This is a genomic window from Alsobacter sp. P4_H11, from assembly GCF_056400925.1.
In genome coordinates this window covers 79,480-96,150 of sequence record NZ_JBFUKI010000002.1, presented here as the reverse complement: position 1 = coordinate 96,150, position 16,671 = coordinate 79,480, and the positions used below count along the sequence as shown (strand labels likewise).

The following is a 16,671-nucleotide window of genomic DNA, read 5'->3' as shown; positions in this document are numbered from 1 at the left end:
ATGACGGCGAGGTGTTGGAACGGTTGTGACCACCTCCCGTCATTGCGAGAAGCGAAGCGACGAAGCAATCCAGGCGCCGGGCGAAAGGCTGCTCGCCCACTGGCCCAGCATCAGCTGGATTGCTTCGCTGCGCTCGCAATGACGGAGAGGGGACGCCCGAGGGAGACTAAACCCCGCTCGCGCGCAGCCGCCTCGTCGCCCAGAACAGCCCGGCGGCGAGCAGCCCGAGCGTCGCCACCGCGAAGGGGAGCGGCCAGGCGCGGCCGCCGAGCGCGAGACCCAGCGCGGCGCCGACAACGGCCGCGGACGTCATCTGGATCAGGCCCAGAAAGGACGACGCCGCGCCGGCGCGGTCCGGGTAGGGCTGCATGGCGGCCGCCATGGCCTGCGGCATCACGAGGCCGACGCCGCAGCAGTAGAGCGCCATCGGGATCGTGATCGCCAGCGAGCTCGCGACGCCGGCCGCCACCAGGGCGGCCATGAGGACGCCGCCGGCCGACAGGCACGCGACCCCGATCCCGATCACCCCGTCGAGCCCGCGGCTCACGACGAGGCGGCGCGCCAGGATGGTGCCGGCGATGAAGCCCAGCACGGGGCCCGCGAAGGACAGCGAATACGCGATTTCGCCCAGCCCGTAGGAGCCCTGGAGCACGAAGGACGAGCCCGAGATGAACGAGAACAGCCCGCCATAGGCGAGCGAACTCAGCCCCACATAGACCCGGTAGCCGCGATGGCCGAGCAGCGTGAAGAAGCCGCGCAGGATGCCGACCGGCGACAGCGACGCCTGGCTGCGGCTGCGCAGCGTCTCGGGCAGCAGGAATACCACCGCGCCCACCAGCGCGAACCCGCCCAGCAGCGCCACGATGAAGCTGGCGCGCCAGCCGAAACTGGTCTGCAGCACGCCGCCGAGCAGCGGCGCCAGCGCCGGCACGAGCCCCATCACGGTGCCCATGCGGGCAAGCTCGCGCCCGGCGCGCGGCCCCTCATACAGGTCCCGCACCACCGCGCGCGCCAGCACGATGGGGCCGGACGCCCCGAAGGCCTGCAGGAAGCGGGCGGCCGTCAGCATCTCAATGGAGGTCGAGAAAGCGCAGGCCGCAGTGGCGACAAGGTAGATGGCCAGCCCCGCCAGCAGCACCGGCCGTCGGCCGAACCGGTCCGAAAAGGGCCCGTACACCACCTGCCCGGCCGCGAAGCCGAGCAGAAAGAACGACAACGTCAGCTGCGTCTGCGCCGTGGTGGCGGCGAGCTTCACCGAAATGTCCGGCAGGGAAGGCAGGTACATGTCAGTTGAGAGCGGCCCAAGGGCCGTCAGCAGGCCGAGCAGGGCCGTCAACGCGAAGGTGTCTGGGCGCAGGCGCATGGGGGCTCGCTGGTTCGTGGCGACGCTTATGAAGGAACCCCGGCGGGCTTTCACGCTGTTTCTGCGATCTGGAGGCCACCCTCCCGTCATCATATCAGTAGCGAAAGGCGCAACTCTCTCCGTCATCCCCGGCGGCGCGAAGCGCCGGGAAGGGGATCCAGAGGTGAGCGCCTTTGTCCTGGATCCCCTTCCCGACCTGCTGCGCAGGTCGCCGGGGATGACGGCCCGTAGAGCTAAGCTTTGCCTGCAGAATTCTCCGTCATTGCGAGGAGCGAAGCGACGAAGCAATCCAGGCGCCGGGAAAATGCGCGCGATCTGGCCCGGCGCCTGAATTGCTTCGCTGCGCTCGCAATGACGGGAGGATGGCCAGTGCGGCTCGTGAACGCCGCTACCTGAACCGGTGCAGCCCCGCGCCGTGGCGTTTCAGCCAGGCTTCGGCGTCGTCGGTGCGCTGGCAGAGGCGGTGGACGATGCGCCAGAAGCGCGCCGAGTGGTTCATCTCGCGCAGGTGCGAGACCTCGTGGGCGGCGAGGTAGTCCAGCACGAAGGGCGGCGCGAAGATGAGCCGCCAGGAGAAGTTCAGCCGCCCGGTGGACGAGCACGATCCCCAGCGGCTGCGGGTGTCGCGCAGCGTCATCTTGCCGGGCTTCACGCCCAGCGCGGTCGCATGGAGCGCCACCGCGGCCTCGAGGTCCTTCTTGGCCTCGCGCTTCAGGAAATCCAGCACCCGCCGGTGGGCGTGCTCGGCCGCGCCCGCGACCACCAGCAGGGGAGGGCCGTCCGCGCCCTGCTCGACCCAGACTGTGCCGCGCGCCGACGGGCGATGGACGATGCGGTGGTCGACGCCTCGGAAGGGCACGATCGCGCCGGGAACCAGCGGCGCCTCGTCGGGCAGGCGCGCGATGCGGGCCGCGATCCAGCCGCCATGCCGCGAGGCGAAATCGACGGCGGTGTGAAGGTCGGCGCGGGCCGGGAGGCTCAGCACCACGCCGCCCGTGGCGGCGCTGACGCGCAGCGTGAAGCGGCGCGCGGCCGGGACGCGCCGCACGGCGACGCGGAACACGTCGCCGTTGTGGCGCACCTCGATATGGGAGGGGTCCATCTGCCGCGCCGGGGGGCGGGCGACTCGCAGGCCGAGAATCATCCCGCGAGCGTGCTTGAGCGCGGGCGGGTTGTCACGCGCCCAGCCTGCGGCGTCGACGCCGCAGGCCCGAGACTTTGGCGGGTGTTACTGCGCCGCCGCCACGCGGGCCGCCTTGCCGCCCCGGATGGAGGTGAGCGACGCCTTGCCCTGCTGCTTGCGGAAGCGCTGCTCGCAGTTCTGGATGAAGTCGGCGATGCGCGGCGCGATCTCGGCGCGGAAGCGCGAGCCGTTGAACACGCCGTAGTGGCCGACGCGCGGCTGCACGTAATGGGCGCGCAGCTCGTCCGGGATGTTGGTGCACAGATGGTGCGCCGCCTCGGTCTGGCCGACGCCCGAGATGTCGTCCTTCTCGCCTTCCACCGTCATCAGGCCGCAGCGCTTGACCTTGGTGAGATCCACCGGGAACTCGCGGTGCATCATCTCGCCCTTGGGCAGGGCGTGGCGCACGAACACGGTGTCCACCGTCTGCAGGTAGAACTCGGCCGTCAGGTCCATCACGGCGAGGTACTCGTCGTAGAAGTCGCGATGCTTCTCGGCGGAGTCGCCGTCGCCGTCGACCAGATGCTTGAACATCTCGCCATGCGCCTCGAGATGACGGTCGATGTTCATCGCCATGAAGCCCGAAAGCTGCAGGAAGCCCGGGTATACGTCGCGCATAAAGCCCGGGTTCGGGAACGGCACCTTGAAGATGCAGTTGCGGCGGAACCAGTCGATGCCGCGGCGCTCGGCCAGCAGGTTCACCTCGGTGCGGCTCACGCGTGTATCGATGGGGCCGCCCATCAGCGTCATGGAGAGCGGCGCCTTGGGGTCGCCCTCGGCTTCCATGCGGGCGATGGCGGCGATCACCGGCACGGACGGCTGGCACACCGCCATGACGTGCACGTCCGGCCCGAGCTGGTGCAGCATCGAGATGACGTAGTCGATGTAGTCGTCGAGATCGAAGCGGCCTTCGCTGAGCGGCACCGTGCGGGCGTCGATCCAGTCGGTGATGAACACCTCGTGCGAGGGCAGGAACGCCTCGACCGTGCCGCGCAGCAGCGTCGCGTAGTGGCCCGACATGGGGGCGACGATCAGCAGCTTCGGATGGTTGGGCCGGCGCGCGCCGAGCGCGCGGTCGAAATGGACGATGTTGCAGAACGGCTTCTGCCAGACGACCCGCTCGTGCACGGCCACGCGCTCGCCGCCCACCAGCGTGGTGTCGAGCCCGAAGATCGGCTTGCCGTAGCGGCGGGTGGTGCGCTCGAAGAGCTCGCAGGCGGCCGCCACCGAGCGGCCCACCGGCGTCTTGGACACGGGGTTGAGCGGGTTGTTGTAGAACATCCGCGTGGAATCGGCGAGCGCGCGGGCCGGTCCGAGCATGGCGTGCGCCGCCTCGTACCACATGTAATAGGGAAGCTGCATGGCTGGACTCCCTCGCCGAACCGCGCCCGCAAGGCCCGGCGTGAGGGCAATGCTGCATTGCGGCAAACCCTGACCTTACCGATCAGGCTTTGAGAAACAATTAGCCGAAGGTGAAACTCACCGCGGCTTTCGGCGGCCTGTGTCGCAAAAGTGACGCTCGGCCGCACAACTCACAACCGCCAGCATCGCGCGGCGGTTCCCGCACTGCACAATCCTGCGTCATCGGCGCACCCTGGGCCGCGCCCGCCTTCACCTGAGCGCGCCGGACCCTACATTCCACGCATGCCCGACCTGGGAGACATCGATCTGCGGCGCAGTCCGCTGGCGACGAGCGGCAGCCGCCTGCGGCTGGACACGCTCGTGCGGCTGCGCTGGCTCGCCATGTTCGGGCAGGTCGGCGCCATCGCGGTGGTGGCGTGGTGGCTCGCCTACCCGATGGAGTTCGAGGCCTGCCTCACCGTGATCGCGGTGTCGGTGGCGTTGAATCTGGGCCTGCGCTTCAGTTTTCCGGTCAGCTATCGGCTGAGCGACGGCGCCGCGACCGCGCTGCTGGCCTACGACATCCTCCAGCTCGCCGCGCTGCTCTACCTCACGGGCGGATTGCAGAACCCGTTCTCGATGCTGGTGCTCGCGCCCGTGATGATCTCGGCCGCGTCGCTGCCGCCGCGCCGCACCTTCGGGTTGGGCGTGCTGGCCATCGCGGCCTCGACGTTGCTGCTGTTCGCCTACCACCCGCTGCCCTGGGCCAGCGGCGAGGAGCTGCATTTCCCGCTCACCTACCGGGCCGGCATCTGGTGCGCGATCCTCCTTGGTCTCGCCTTCATCGGCGTTTATGCATGGCGGGTGACCGAGGAGGCTCGGCAGCTTGCATATGCGCTTGCCGCCACCGAGCTGGTCCTGGCGCGCGAGCAGCATCTGTCCCAGCTCGACGGCCTCGCGGCGGCGGCCGCGCATGAGCTCGGGACGCCGCTCGCCACCATCGCGCTCGTCGCCAAGGAGCTCGACCGCATCGGCCCCAAGGAGGGCCCGATCGCGGAAGATATCGCGCTGCTGCTCGAGCAGGTGGCGCGCTGCCGCGGCATCCTGGGCAAGCTCACCTCGCTGGGCGAGGACCAGGGTCCGCTCGGGACCATGCGGCTCAGCCATCTCATCGAGGAAATCGCCGGGCCCCAGCGGCCCTTCGATCTCGCCATTGACGTGGAGACGCGCGGCGCCGGCCCCGAGCCGGTCTGCCGCCGCAATCCGGGGCTGCTCTACGGCCTCGGCAACCTCGTCGAGAACGCCGTCGACTTCGCGCGCGACCGGGTCCGGATCACCGCGCGCTGGGACGACGACGCCGTTGCGGTCACGATCCGGGACGACGGTCCCGGCTTCGCGTCCGATGTGCTTGGCCGCCTGGGCGAGCCCTACGTCACCACGCGCGGCGGCGCGCGGGCGGCGGAGGAGAACTCCGGCGGCATGGGCCTGGGCCTGTTCATCGCCAAGACGCTGCTGGAACGCTCCGGCGCGACCCTGTCGATGCGCAACGCCCTCGTCCCCGAGACGGGCGCCATGGTGACGGTCACCTGGCCCCGCCTCGCATTCGAGCGCGGCCTGGTCGCAGAGCCCCCGGCCGAACCTGCTTTTCCGCTCTGAACTTCGGGTCCCGCGCCGCCGAGTGAACCAAACGGTTTGCGGTGCGTAGACTCTCGTGGAGGCTGTGGAATCCATGCTGGACCAATTATCCCCCCGTGCGGCCGGCGCCGCGCTCTCGGCGACCGAAGCGTCGCTCTTGATCGTGGACGACGACCGCCCTTTCCTCACCCGTCTGGCCCGCGCCATGGAGGCGCGCGGCTATGAGGTGACGACGGCCGAATCCGTGCAGGACGGCGTCGCGGCGATCCGCCAAAAGGCCCCGGCCTTCGCGGTGATCGATATGCGGCTGGCCGACGGCAACGGCCTCGACGTGCTGGCCGAGCTCAACGAGCGCCGGCCGGAGGCGCGCGGCATCATCCTGACAGGCTACGGCAACATCGCCACCGCGGTGACGGCCGTGAAGCTCGGCGCCTATGACTACCTGGCGAAACCCGCCGACGCCGACGAGATCGACGCCGCCCTCAAGGCCACGGGCGAAGCCCGCGCCGAGCCGCCCGCCAACCCGATGTCGGCAGACCGCGTCCGCTGGGAACACATCCAGCGCGTCTACGAACTGTGCGGCCGAAACGTCTCCGAGACGGCCCGCCGCCTCGCCATGCACCGCCGCACCCTGCAGCGCATTCTGGCCAAGCGGGCGCCGCGGTAACGGGTTCGACAGGGCTCGACGCAGCGCGAAGCGCCACCCTCCCCTTGAGGGGGAGGGTCGCCGCGAAACGGCGGGGTGGGGTGCGGCCGGGCGAAGATCTCCCGGGCGCCGCGCTCGTCCCCGACATCACCCCACCCCGCCGGGCTCCGCCCGTCGACCCTCCCCCTCAAGGGGAGGGTGGGCGCTGCGGCGCTTAGGCCAACGACCGGGCTCACCCTCTCCGTCATCCCCGGCGGCGCGCAGCGCCGGGAAGGGGATCCAGGGCAGCCGCGCCCATGGCCCCTGGATCCCCTTCCCGACCTGCTTCGCAGGTCGCCGGGGATGACGGCGAGGGGGTGGACCTTTGCGTTATAAACCCAACCAGCGCCCGCTCAGGCGCCCAGCACCTGCTTGCTGTCGACGGTGGAATCCGCGTTGAGGCGGTAGACCAGCGGCACGCCGGTATCGAGCTCCATGGACGGGATGGTCTGCGGCGTCAGCCGGTCGAGCACCATCACGAGGGCGCGCAGCGAGTTGCCGTGGGCGGCGACCAGCACGCGCTCTCCGCGCAGCACGCGGGGGAGGATCTCCTGGCAGTAGTAGGGCAGCACGCGCGCCACCGTGTCCTTCAGGCTCTCGCCGCCGGGAGGCGCGACGTCGTAGCTGCGGCGCCAGACATGCACCTGCTCCTCGCCCCACTTGGCGCGGGCGTCGTCCTTGTTGAGGCCGGAGAGGTCGCCATAGTCGCGCTCGTTCAGCGCCTGGTCGCGGATCGTCTCCAGCCCGGGCTGGCCGAGCTGCTCCAGGATCAGCGTGCAGGTGTTCTGGGCGCGCGACAGGTCGGACGTGAACGCGATGTCGAACGACAGCCCGAGCGCCTTCAGGCGCTGGCCCGCAGCCGTGGCTTCGCCGACGCCCTTTTCGGTCAGGCCCGGGTCCTTCCAGCCGGTGAACAGGTTCTTGAGGTTCCAGTCGCTCTGGCCGTGGCGGACGAGGACGAGCAGGCGGTCCATGAGGCTTTTCTCCAGTCGAGGGGTTCAGATGTCGGCGAGGCCGAGAACGTCGTCCATGCCGTAGAGCCCGGGCTTGCGCCCGCGGCCCCACAGGGCGGCGCGCAGCGCGCCGCGCGAAAACAGGCTGCGGTCCTCGGCGAGGTGGCTCAGGACGATGCGCTCATACGGCCCCGCGAAGACGACGCTGTGCTCGCCCACCACGGTGCCGCCGCGCAGGGCCGCAAAGCCGATCGCGCCCGGCTTGCGCGCGCCCGTGATGCCGTCGCGGCCCCGCTCGGAATGGTCGGCCAGCGCGATCCCGCGGCCTTGCGCGGCGGCTTCGCCCAGCAGCAGGGCCGTGCCTGACGGCGCATCCACCTTGTTGCGGTGGTGCATTTCCACCACCTCGATGTCGAACTCCTCGCCCAGCGTCGCCGCCACCTTGCGGGCGAGCGCGGCCAGGAGGTTGACCCCGAGGCTCATATTGCCGGACTGGATCACGACGGCATGCCGGGCGGCGGCCTCGAGCCGTCCCATGTCGGCGGCCGCGAGCCCGGTTGTGCCCACCACATGGACGATGCGGGCCTGCGCGGCGAGCTCGGAGAAGTGGGTCGTCGCCTCCGGCGACGTGAAATCCAGCACGCCCTCCGCCTTGGCGAACACCGGCAGCGGATCGTCCACGATCTTCACGCCCGTCTCGCCGATGCCGGCCAGCAGCCCCGCATCCTGCCCGAGCGCGATGGAGCCCGCATGCTCGATAGCCCCGCACAGCGTGGCGCCGGGCGTCTCATGGATGGTCTTCACCAGCATGCGCCCCATGCGCCCGGCGGCGCCGACGACGACGAGACGCATTTCCGACATGACGCACTCCCCTGGCCGGCCCGAGCCCAAGCCGGCGCCCGCTATACCGCGCCCTGCCGATAGACGGAAGCCGCCCGATGTGGAGCGGGTTCACGACCAATCCAGCGCCCCGCCGTCATTGCGAGCCGGAGGCGAAGCAATCCAGCCTAACGGCCGGGCATTAGACTGGATCGCTTCGCTGGCGCTCGCAATGACGGCGAGGGTCACGACCGTTCTGCACAACTGTGCGGCATCGCGTCTCCAACTCTCCGCTGTCATCCCCGGCGACCTGCGTAGCAGGTCGGGAAGGGGATCCAGAGCAGCCGCGCCCATGGCCCCTGGATCCCCTTCCCGGCGCTGCGCGCCGCCGGGGATGACGGAGAGAATTGCGCCAATTGCAAGCCAGGGTGAGTGAGAAGCCGCCAAACCCTACAGCTTCTTCGCCACCACGGCCTTGCCGTGCCCGAGCCGCGACACGGCATCCGGCAGGCGCCCGGCGTCCAGCGCCAGGTAGCCGCGGCGGAACATGAAATCGGCGGCGTCGGCGTCCTGCGGCACGGCCAGCACGGAGGCGTAATAGGCCCAGCGGGCATATTCCTCCACGGTGGTGACCAGCGCCGAGCCGACGCCCTGCCGGCGCGCCGCCGGCAGCACGGCAAGTGTTTCCACTGTCATCATGCCGTCGAGGTCGCCCACGGCGGCGACGCCGAGGCGCTCGCCGTTGTCCCGGGCGGCGACGAATACGCGTCCGGCGATCGCGAGCGCTTCCAGCAGAACGAGGTCGGCCGGAAAGCCGGCCTCGGCCGCGAGCCCGAACAGCGCGTCGGCCTCGCCATCCTCGGCGTAGCGGATTGCGATGCCGTCGGCGAGTTCGCGCCTCACCCGGGCTACCGCGCGCCGCCGGGCTGCGGGCCGTCATAGCCCTGCACGATGATCAGGTCCGAGAAGGCCGCGTCCTTGCGCAGCGACTTGGCGTGCTGGTACTCGGGCGAGTGGAAGCACGCGACGGCCTGGTCGTAGCTGTCGAACTCGATCACGACGTTGCGGCTCTTGGCTCCGCCCTCGGCGAGCTCGAAGGCGCCGCCCCGCACCAGGAACCGCGCGCCATATTTGGCGAAGGGCGCCGCGTTGGCCTGGCGGTATTGCTCATAGCCGGCCGGGTCCGTGACCTCGACGCGGGCGATCCAGTATCCCTTGGCGCTCATGGCTGGGCTCCATCATAGCCTTCCACCACCACGAACTCGCCGGTGCTGATGGGGGCGCGGAACTCGCGCGCCTTCCGGTATTCGGGCGACGCGAAGTAGCGCTTGGCGGTGTCGAAATCGTCGAACTCCAGGATCACGTTGCGCTGCCGCGCCGGTCCTTCCAGCGCCTCGCTGCGGCCGCCCCGGGCCAGGATGCGGCAGCCGTGGATGCGCATGGCTTCCAGCGCGCCCTTGGCGTAGAGCGCGTATTGATCCGCATCGTCCACGTCCACGCGGGCGATGATGTATCCCTTGGGCATTGTTCTTCTCCTGGGGCGATCCCGGTCCGCAGCGAACCCGATCGGGCCCGCGGGGTCAACGCCCGCCGCGCGGCCATTCCGGTGACGGTTCAGCATCGCCGCCACCAGCGCGCGCCGCGTCCGCGCCCGAAAGTCATCGCGTCAAATGCGCTGGAAAAGGGGGCGGGCCTGGAAAGCTGCCGTTAACCCACATTCGGGACACACGCAGAAATTGTATTTTCGCGGCGCCGATTAACCCGTCTGCAACTCGCTGCAACCTATGGTCGTACTCGGTTCTGGCGGGTCGGGTGACCGCAAACAAGAATAGCCAGACGGGTGCAACAGTGTTCGCAAGGAGCAAATCGATGAAGACCCTTTTCTCGCGTTTCGTGAAGGACGAGTCCGGCGCCACCGCGATCGAGTACGGCCTGATCGCCGCCATCATCGCGGTCGGCATCATTGCCGCCCTGCAGGGCGTCAAGAGCAACCTGAACACGACCTTCAACAAGGTTTCGACTGCGGTTTCGACGGCCAACTGATCGGCCTGATCGCGTCAACCTGACGGAAAACGGCTCCGGACCTGTTCGGAGCCGTTTTCGATTCGGTGGAGATAACCGCCGGTCAATCTATTTCCGGCATGAATGGTCCGCGCGGCGTTGGCCGCCTCGATCCAGGATGCTTTGCGATGACCGTAACCGATATGGCGCTGCTGCTGCTGTTTCCCTGCCTGATGGCCTATGCGGCCTGCAGCGATCTCCTGTCGATGCGGATCTCCAACAAGGTTTCGCTGCTCGTCGTCGCGGCCTTTGTCCCGATGGCCTTCGCGATGGGGCTGGGCTGGCAGGACTGGTTGATGCATGTCGCCGCCGGCGGCCTGACGCTGACCATCACGTTCGGCCTTTTCGCGGCCGGATGGATCGGCGGCGGAGACGCCAAGCTGGCGGCCGCCACGGCGCTGTGGATGGGTTGGGGAACGCTGCTCGAATACGCCGCGGTGTCGTCAGTATTCGGCGGCGTGCTCACGCTCGCGCTGCTGCAGATGCGGACCGTGCCGCTGCCCGGATTTGCATGCTGGCCCTGGCTGGTGCGCCTGCACGACCAAAAGACCGGCATCCCGTACGGCATCGCGCTCGCGGCCGGTGCGCTGGCGGTTTACCCGCACAGCACGATCTGGAAGATCGCGATCGGCGCTTGATACAACTTTAACGCGTCAATAACTTTCCCGACCTCCAGACCTCTTCTTACGATTTCTTAACCATGAAGCGTTGATGATCCGGGTGAATTTCAGGCCGGGTCATGTTGTCCCGGTCCAGACCTGGACAGGCGCCCATGACTCCTGCACGCCTTGCAATTCTCGGCGTCGCTCTCGCGGCTGGCGGCATTGCGTTCTACCTCGCCTCCGGCACGGAACAGCCGGCCCCGGCGCCTGTCGTGCTCGCCCCTCAGGTCCGCAAGGTCGAGGTGCTGGTCGTGGCCGCGGACGTGCCGCTCGGCGGCATCGTGGGCCCCAAGGATCTGAAATGGCAGCCCTGGCCGGATGACGGCGTGGCGCCCGGGATGATCACCCGCCAGGCGACGCCCACGGGCGTCGAGGAGGTTTCGGGCTCCATCGCCCGCGCCACCATGCTGGGCGGCGAACCGGTCCGCCGCGAGAAGCTGGTCAAGACCGACTCCACGGGCGTGATGTCCGCCCTGCTGCCGGCCGGCTCCCGCGCTCTCGCGATCACGATCGACAACCGCGGCGCCAACACGGCGGGCGGCTTCATTCTCCCCAACGACCGCGTCGACGTGATCCGGATCTACCGGGACGAGCAGGCCTCCAAGGTGCAGGGCTCCGACGTCGTGGTGAGCGAGACGCTGCTGCGCAACGTCCGCGTGCTGGCGATCGGCCAGAACATCCAGGAACGCAACGGCGAGAAGGTGGTGGTCGGCGAAACCGCGACCCTCGAGCTCGACCCGCGCCAGGTCGAGACCGTCACGCTGGCCCAGCGCATGGGGCAGCTCTCGCTGTCGCTGCGCAGCCTGCAGGACGTCTCCAAGACCGACGATCAGATCGTGAAGTCGGAGGACGTCGGCGTCACCGTCGTCCGCTACGGCACGGCGTCCCAGCGGTGACCAGGTCAGGCAAGGATATTTCGATCATGGCCATCTTCAATCCCCATCGGCGCCGGACCTGGCTGCCGGCCGCGGCCGCGGCGGCCCTCTCGCTGCTTCTGGGCTCGCCGGCTCTGCCCCAGAGCGTCACGCCCTCGACGCTGAGCATCACGGATGCGGATGGCGGCCAGCCCCGCCGCGTCGACCTCGGCATCGGCAAGTCGGTGATCGTCGACCTGCCGCGCGACGCCAAGGAAGTGTTCGTCGCCAACCCGAAGGTGGCCAACGCCATCGTGCGCTCCACCCGCAAGATCTTCGTGATCGGCTCGGCGGACGGCCAGACCAACGTGATCGCGATGGACGCCGAGGGACGCCAGATCGCCAATCTGGACGTCAACATCGGCCGCGACCTCAACGTCCTGCGCCGGCTGCTCAAGACCGCGATGCCGACCAGCGAGGTGAATGTGGTCGCCGTGCAGGACACCATCGTGCTCACCGGCGCGGTGTCGTCGGCGGGCGACGCCTTGCAGGCCATGGACATCGCCAAGGGCTTCGTCGGCGCCTCGGCGGTCGGCGCCAATGCGGTGGCCGGCACGGTGATCAACTCCATCACCGTGAAGGGCCGCGACCAGGTGATGCTGAAGGTGACGGTGGCCGAGATCCAGCGCTCCGCGCTGAAGCAGCTTGGCCTCAACATCACCGGCGACTGGCAGATGGGCAACTTCGCCGGAAAGCTGCTGTTTGATAACCCGCTCACGCTTCAGCGCCAGGCGCTCTCCGCCAACGCGCTCTCGGCCACCATCAACGGCACCAAGCTCACGCTCAACGCGGCCGAGCGCGCCGGCGTCATGCGCACCCTCGCGGAGCCGACGCTGACCGCCATCTCGGGTGAGAGCGCCAAGTTCATGGCCGGCGGCACCATCCCGGTCCCAGGCAGCTACAGCTGCGACGCCGGCACCGCCCGCTGCACCTACGGCGTGGAATACAAGCCGGTGGGCGTGGCGCTGAACTTCACTCCCATCGTCCTGTCGGAGGGCCGCATCAGCCTCCACGTCTCGACTGACGTCACCGACATCGACTACGGCAACCAGCTCACCATCGGCAACAGCACGCAGGCTCCGGCGTTCAAGACCCGCAAGGTCGAGACCACCGTGGAACTGCCGTCCGGCGCCTCGCTGGCCTCCGCGGGCCTCATCCAGACCCGCAGCGGCCAGGTGATCAACGGCTTCCCGGGCCTCATGAACCTCCCGGTGATCGGCGCCCTGTTCCGCTCGCGCGACTACCAGCGCGAGGACAGCGAGCTCATCATCACCGTCACCCCCTATATCGCGAAGCCCACCAACGCCCAGGAAATCGCGCGCCCGACCGACGGTTTTGCGGACTCCAGCGATCCGCAGGCCATCTTGCTGGGCCGTCTGAACCGCATCTACGGCGTCAACAGTGGCGCGGGCCGGGCCAACTACAAGGGCCGGGCCGGCTTCGTGGTGGATTGAGGAGAGCGCCAGTGTTCAAGCAGCAGTTCAACCGCCGTCGCGGCGGCATCGCCTCCTCCCGGTCCGTTCCGGCCTCCCGCCTCGCCTTGCTGGGCGCGACGGCCGCGGTCGCCCTCGCGCTTGCAGGCTGCAAAAGCGATAGCGGCGTCACCGGCTCGATCGTGCCGACCGACTACCGTGTCCGTCACCCGATCGCGCTCACCTACGCGCCGACCACGCTCGACGTGTTCCTGAGCCGCAACATGGCCGGCCTCGACGCTCGTCAGGCCGAGGACGTCCGCGCCTTCGCGGCGGACTACCGCCGCACAGGCCGTGGCCCGCTCACCATGCTGGTGCCGAACGACCCGACGGCGGGGGCCGCCTCGCAGCGCGCCGCCGCGGCCGTTCGCTCGGCCCTTTCGGCCGCCGGCGTCGGGCCCGCCTTCCTGCAGGTGCAGCGCTACCCGGGCGGCGCCGATGGCCTCGCCAATCCGATCCGCCTGTCCTACGCCAAGATGCAGGCCAAGGTGACGTCCGAATGCGGAACCTGGCGTTCCGACATCAGCGGAAACCCTGCGTCAACCGAAGGCTGGCAGAATACGCCGCATTATGACTTCGGCTGCTCCTACCAGACCATGCTGGCCAACCAGGTCGAGGACCCGATCGATCTCCAGCGCGCGCGCCAGGAAGATCGCGCCGACGTGCTGCGCCGCATGAAGGTGTTCGACGACGCCCGCAAGGGCCAGGACCCGAGCACGAGCTGGAAGACCGAAGCCGCCAAGGTCACCGGCAGCAGCGGAGGCAACTGATGCATTCGGGAATCGCCACGATGCAGGACTCCGCCGAGCTCGGCCAGGCGCACCACCTCGCGAACGTTCCGCGCATCGCCATCCAGGCGTTTTGCGAGACATCCGAGATCGCCTCGATGATCGAGACGTCCGCGCGCGACCGGCGCATGGACAAGGTTCATCTCAAGGTCCAGATGGGCGGGGCCCATGCGGCCGCCGAAGTCTATCGCACGGCCGCGACGCCGAACCTCATCGTGCTCGAATACGCCCAGGGCGACGGCCGCAAGCTGCTTGCGTCCCTGGACGAGCTGGCCGAGTCCTGCGACTCCGGCACGAAGGTGGTGGTGATCGGCCACGTTAACGACGTGGTGCTCTATCGCGACCTGCTGCGGCGCGGGATCAGCGACTACCTGATCGCGCCCATCAGCCCCATCGATTTCATACGCGCCGTCTCAGAGCTGTATCACGCTCCGGGCGCCGACCCGGTCGGGCGCACCATCGCGGTGATCGGCGCCAAGGGCGGCGTCGGCTCCTCGACGATCGCGCACAACCTCGCCTGGGCGATCTCGCGCGGGTTGTCGACCTCCACGGTGATCGCCGACCTCGACCTGCCCTTCGGCACGGCCGGGCTCGACTTCAACCAGGACCCGCCACAAGGCATCGCCGAGGCGGTGTTCTCGCCCGAGCGCCTTGACGCGGCCTTTCTCGACCGCCTCCTGTCGAAATGCTCCGAGCAGCTCAGCCTGCTCGCCGCGCCCGCGACGCTGGATCGGCTCTACGATTTTGGCGAAACGAGCTTCGACGCCGTGATCGACATTCTGCGGGCGTCCATGCCCTGCATCGTGCTCGACATGCCGCACCAATGGACGGCCTGGTCCAGGCGCGTCCTGATCGGCGCCGACGACATCGCGATCGTGGCCGCGCCCGACCTCGCGAACCTGCGCAACGCCAAGGTGCTGATGGACAATCTGCGCCACGCGCGCATCAACGATCGTCGGCCCAAGCTCGTGCTCAACATGCAGGGCATGCCAAAGCGTCCCGAGATCTCGGCGGCGGAGTTCGCCAAGGCGCTCGATTGCGACGCGGCCGCCATCATCCCGTTCGATCCGCAACTCTTCGGAACGGCCGCCAACAACGGCCAGATGATCGCCGAAGTGCAGGCGAACGGGAAAGTCGCGGACAATTTCCAGGAGTTGGCCCGCATGCTGGTCGGCAAGGGCGAGACCAAAAAGACGAGCAAGTCGCTGCTGGCGCCCCTGCTCAGTCGGTTGAAGGCAAAAGCTTGACCCCGGGCAGGTCCGGCCCGCCGCAAGGCGGCCGCCGGGCTTCGTTACAGGCGGCATGAGGACGCGGTATGTTCGGTAAACGCAGCAATCCTGGAACAGCGAATCCGCCGACGCTTCGGCCGGCTGCGGCGCCGGTGCGAACCGAATCGACGGCCCTCTCCGTTCCACAGCTCGAGGTGAACTCCGGCCATCACGCCAAGGCGCCGCCTCCGGCGCAGGCTGACAGGACCCGGTCGGACGACTATTACCAGACCAAGAGCACGATCTTCGGCGCCCTGATCGAGGCGATCGACCTGTCGCAGCTGAGCAAGCTCGACAGCGACGCGGCGCGCGAGGAGATCCGCGACATCGTCAACGAGATCATCTCGTTGAAGAACCTCGTGATGTCGATCGCCGAGCAGGAAGAGTTGCTCGACGACATCTGCAACGACGTGCTGGGCTATGGACCTCTCGAGCCGCTGCTGGCGCGCGACGACATCGCCGACATCATGGTCAATGGGCCCGAGAAGACCTACATCGAGGTCTCGGGCAAAATCCAGCTGACCAGCACGCGCTTCCGCGACGCCGCCCAGCTGATGAACATCTGCCAGCGCATCGTCAGCCAGGTCGGTCGCCGTGTGGACGAATCGTCGCCCATCTGCGACGCGCGCCTCCCGGATGGCTCCCGCGTCAACGTGATCGCGCCGCCGCTCGCCATCGACGGCGCCGCGCTCACGATTCGTAAGTTCAAGAAGGACAAGCTGACGCTGGAGCAGCTGACCAAGTTCGGCTCGATCAGCCCCGAAGGCGCGCAGATCCTGCAGATCGCCGGTCGCGTGCGCTGCAACGTGGTGGTGTCGGGCGGTACGGGTTCCGGCAAGACCACCCTGCTGAACTGCCTGACGCGCTACATCGAGGATGACGAGCGCATCATCACCTGCGAGGACGCCGCCGAGCTGCAGCTCCAGCAGCCGCATGTGGTGCGCCTCGAAACCCGTCCCCCGAATCTGGAGGGCAACGGCGCGGTCACGATGCGTGATCTCGTGAAGAACTGCCTCCGCATGCGGCCCGAGCGGATCATCGTCGGCGAGGTGCGCGGTCCCGAGGCGTTCGACCTTCTGCAGGCGATGAACACGGGCCATGACGGCTCCATGGGAACGCTGCACGCCAACTCGCCGCGCGAAGCCCTGTCGCGTATCGAATCCATGATCACGATGGGCGGCTTCGCGCTGCCCTCGCGCACCATTCGCGAAATGGTGTGCTCGTCGGTGGACATCATCGTCCAGGCTGCGCGCCTGCGCGACGGCTCGCGCCGCATCACGCACATCACCGAGGTGATGGGCATGGAAGGCGACACCATCATCACCCAGGACATCATGGTCTACCGGATCCTCGGCGAGGACGCGAACGGCAAGCTCATCGGCCGCCACGAGTCGACCGGCATCGGCCGGCCGCGCATGTGGGAGCGGGCGCGCTACTACAACGAGGAAAAGCGGCTTGCCGCCGCCCTCGACGCCATGGAAGTCACCGACGACGCCAAGCTGGCCTGATCCTCGAGCAAGGCGCACC

17 protein-coding genes are annotated in these 16,671 nt (G+C 68.6%); 9 read left to right on the top strand and 8 right to left on the bottom strand.

All coding sequences use genetic code 11. The features are described from left to right. Positions 1–166: 166 nt before the first annotated feature. The 3 genes from AC1DSZ_RS03890 to AC1DSZ_RS03880 form a co-directional block, all read right to left on the bottom strand. Positions 167–1,363 carry a multidrug effflux MFS transporter gene (locus AC1DSZ_RS03890; RefSeq protein ID WP_476837074.1) on the bottom strand — a complete coding sequence of 399 codons (1,197 nt, stop codon included), beginning with the start codon at positions 1,361–1,363 and terminating at the stop codon, positions 167–169. 388 nt (positions 1,364–1,751) lie between these two features. Further along, complete coding sequence (locus AC1DSZ_RS03885; RefSeq protein WP_476837073.1) at positions 1,752–2,465, bottom strand: M48 family metallopeptidase; 714 nt, start codon at positions 2,463–2,465, stop codon at positions 1,752–1,754. 126 nt (positions 2,466–2,591) lie between these two features. Further along, a complete protein-coding gene (locus AC1DSZ_RS03880; protein WP_476837072.1) occupies positions 2,592–3,908 on the bottom strand; it encodes a polyhydroxyalkanoate depolymerase in 1,317 nt (438 codons plus the stop codon). Between the two features lie 282 nt (positions 3,909–4,190). Here AC1DSZ_RS03880 and AC1DSZ_RS03875 point away from each other — a divergent pair, with 282 nt between their 5' ends. Both AC1DSZ_RS03875 and AC1DSZ_RS03870 read left to right on the top strand, forming a co-directional pair. Then, the gene (locus tag AC1DSZ_RS03875) at positions 4,191–5,543 is read left to right on the top strand and encodes an ActS/PrrB/RegB family redox-sensitive histidine kinase (RefSeq protein ID WP_476837071.1); all 1,353 of its coding nucleotides are present in this window, start codon (positions 4,191–4,193) and stop codon (positions 5,541–5,543) included. Between the two features lie 73 nt (positions 5,544–5,616). Continuing rightward, positions 5,617–6,189, top strand: a complete 573-nt coding sequence (locus AC1DSZ_RS03870; RefSeq protein WP_476837070.1) for an ActR/PrrA/RegA family redox response regulator transcription factor — start codon at positions 5,617–5,619, stop codon at positions 6,187–6,189. Between the two features lie 371 nt (positions 6,190–6,560). On the opposite strand, the gene AC1DSZ_RS03865 is transcribed toward AC1DSZ_RS03870, so the two are convergent. The 5 genes from AC1DSZ_RS03865 to AC1DSZ_RS03845 form a co-directional block, all read right to left on the bottom strand. Continuing rightward, complete coding sequence (locus tag AC1DSZ_RS03865) at positions 6,561–7,181, bottom strand: 2,3-bisphosphoglycerate-dependent phosphoglycerate mutase (RefSeq protein WP_476837069.1); 621 nt, start codon at positions 7,179–7,181, stop codon at positions 6,561–6,563. 24 nt (positions 7,182–7,205) lie between these two features. Then, positions 7,206–8,012, bottom strand: a complete 807-nt coding sequence (gene dapB / locus AC1DSZ_RS03860; RefSeq protein ID WP_476837409.1) for a 4-hydroxy-tetrahydrodipicolinate reductase — start codon at positions 8,010–8,012, stop codon at positions 7,206–7,208. 417 nt (positions 8,013–8,429) lie between these two features. After that, the gene (locus AC1DSZ_RS03855; protein WP_476837068.1) at positions 8,430–8,882 is read right to left on the bottom strand and encodes a GNAT family N-acetyltransferase; all 453 of its coding nucleotides are present in this window, start codon (positions 8,880–8,882) and stop codon (positions 8,430–8,432) included. Positions 8,883–8,887: 5 nt separating this feature from the next. Then, positions 8,888–9,205, bottom strand: a complete 318-nt coding sequence (locus AC1DSZ_RS03850; protein ID WP_476837067.1) for a DUF1330 domain-containing protein — start codon at positions 9,203–9,205, stop codon at positions 8,888–8,890. Continuing rightward, positions 9,202–9,504, bottom strand: coding sequence for a DUF1330 domain-containing protein (locus tag AC1DSZ_RS03845; RefSeq protein ID WP_476837066.1), 303 nt, complete (start codon positions 9,502–9,504; stop codon positions 9,202–9,204). Before AC1DSZ_RS03845 ends, AC1DSZ_RS03850 begins: the two co-directional genes overlap by 4 nt. Before the next feature lie 344 nt (positions 9,505–9,848). Between AC1DSZ_RS03845 and AC1DSZ_RS03840 the strand changes: the two genes are divergently transcribed. From AC1DSZ_RS03840 to AC1DSZ_RS03810, 7 genes are all read left to right on the top strand, one after another. Continuing rightward, complete coding sequence (locus tag AC1DSZ_RS03840) at positions 9,849–10,022, top strand: Flp family type IVb pilin (protein ID WP_188516062.1); 174 nt, start codon at positions 9,849–9,851, stop codon at positions 10,020–10,022. Positions 10,023–10,168: 146 nt separating this feature from the next. Then, positions 10,169–10,678, top strand: a complete 510-nt coding sequence (locus tag AC1DSZ_RS03835; RefSeq protein WP_476837065.1) for an A24 family peptidase — start codon at positions 10,169–10,171, stop codon at positions 10,676–10,678. 134 nt (positions 10,679–10,812) lie between these two features. Then, positions 10,813–11,598, top strand: a complete 786-nt coding sequence (gene cpaB / locus AC1DSZ_RS03830) for a Flp pilus assembly protein CpaB (RefSeq protein WP_476837064.1) — start codon at positions 10,813–10,815, stop codon at positions 11,596–11,598. Positions 11,599–11,624: 26 nt separating this feature from the next. Then, positions 11,625–13,070 (top strand): type II and III secretion system protein family protein, encoded by a 1,446-nt coding sequence (locus AC1DSZ_RS03825; RefSeq protein ID WP_476837063.1) that lies wholly within the window; start codon positions 11,625–11,627, stop codon positions 13,068–13,070. 11 nt (positions 13,071–13,081) lie between these two features. Beyond that, the gene (locus tag AC1DSZ_RS03820; protein WP_476837062.1) at positions 13,082–13,858 is read left to right on the top strand and encodes a CpaD family pilus assembly protein; all 777 of its coding nucleotides are present in this window, start codon (positions 13,082–13,084) and stop codon (positions 13,856–13,858) included. Then, positions 13,858–15,123, top strand: coding sequence for a CpaE/TadZ family protein (locus tag AC1DSZ_RS03815; RefSeq protein WP_476837061.1), 1,266 nt, complete (start codon positions 13,858–13,860; stop codon positions 15,121–15,123). Before AC1DSZ_RS03820 ends, AC1DSZ_RS03815 begins: the two co-directional genes overlap by 1 nt. A 68-nt stretch (positions 15,124–15,191) precedes the next feature. Beyond that, positions 15,192–16,652, top strand: coding sequence for a CpaF family protein (locus AC1DSZ_RS03810; protein WP_476837060.1), 1,461 nt, complete (start codon positions 15,192–15,194; stop codon positions 16,650–16,652). The last annotated feature ends 19 nt before the right edge of the window (positions 16,653–16,671 follow it).

What these genes read in the sequence shown, in the direction of transcription:
- AC1DSZ_RS03890 (WP_476837074.1), bottom strand. Translation starts at nt 1,363, where the DNA reads ATGCGCCTGCGCCCAGACACCTTCGCGTTGACGGCCCTGCTCGGCCTG.
- AC1DSZ_RS03885 (WP_476837073.1), bottom strand. Translation starts at nt 2,465, where the DNA reads ATGGACCCCTCCCATATCGAGGTGCGCCACAACGGCGACGTGTTCCGC.
- AC1DSZ_RS03880 (WP_476837072.1), bottom strand. Translation starts at nt 3,908, where the DNA reads ATGCAGCTTCCCTATTACATGTGGTACGAGGCGGCGCACGCCATGCTC.
- AC1DSZ_RS03875 (WP_476837071.1), top strand. Translation starts at nt 4,191, where the DNA reads ATGCCCGACCTGGGAGACATCGATCTGCGGCGCAGTCCGCTGGCGACG.
- AC1DSZ_RS03870 (WP_476837070.1), top strand. Translation starts at nt 5,617, where the DNA reads ATGCTGGACCAATTATCCCCCCGTGCGGCCGGCGCCGCGCTCTCGGCG.
- AC1DSZ_RS03865 (WP_476837069.1), bottom strand. Translation starts at nt 7,181, where the DNA reads ATGGACCGCCTGCTCGTCCTCGTCCGCCACGGCCAGAGCGACTGGAAC.
- dapB (WP_476837409.1), bottom strand. Translation starts at nt 8,012, where the DNA reads ATGCGTCTCGTCGTCGTCGGCGCCGCCGGGCGCATGGGGCGCATGCTG.
- AC1DSZ_RS03850 (WP_476837067.1), bottom strand. Translation starts at nt 9,205, where the DNA reads ATGAGCGCCAAGGGATACTGGATCGCCCGCGTCGAGGTCACGGACCCG.
- AC1DSZ_RS03845 (WP_476837066.1), bottom strand. Translation starts at nt 9,504, where the DNA reads ATGCCCAAGGGATACATCATCGCCCGCGTGGACGTGGACGATGCGGAT.
- AC1DSZ_RS03840 (WP_188516062.1), top strand. Translation starts at nt 9,849, where the DNA reads ATGAAGACCCTTTTCTCGCGTTTCGTGAAGGACGAGTCCGGCGCCACC.
- AC1DSZ_RS03835 (WP_476837065.1), top strand. Translation starts at nt 10,169, where the DNA reads ATGACCGTAACCGATATGGCGCTGCTGCTGCTGTTTCCCTGCCTGATG.
- cpaB (WP_476837064.1), top strand. Translation starts at nt 10,813, where the DNA reads ATGACTCCTGCACGCCTTGCAATTCTCGGCGTCGCTCTCGCGGCTGGC.
- AC1DSZ_RS03825 (WP_476837063.1), top strand. Translation starts at nt 11,625, where the DNA reads ATGGCCATCTTCAATCCCCATCGGCGCCGGACCTGGCTGCCGGCCGCG.
- AC1DSZ_RS03815 (WP_476837061.1), top strand. Translation starts at nt 13,858, where the DNA reads ATGCATTCGGGAATCGCCACGATGCAGGACTCCGCCGAGCTCGGCCAG.
- AC1DSZ_RS03810 (WP_476837060.1), top strand. Translation starts at nt 15,192, where the DNA reads ATGTTCGGTAAACGCAGCAATCCTGGAACAGCGAATCCGCCGACGCTT.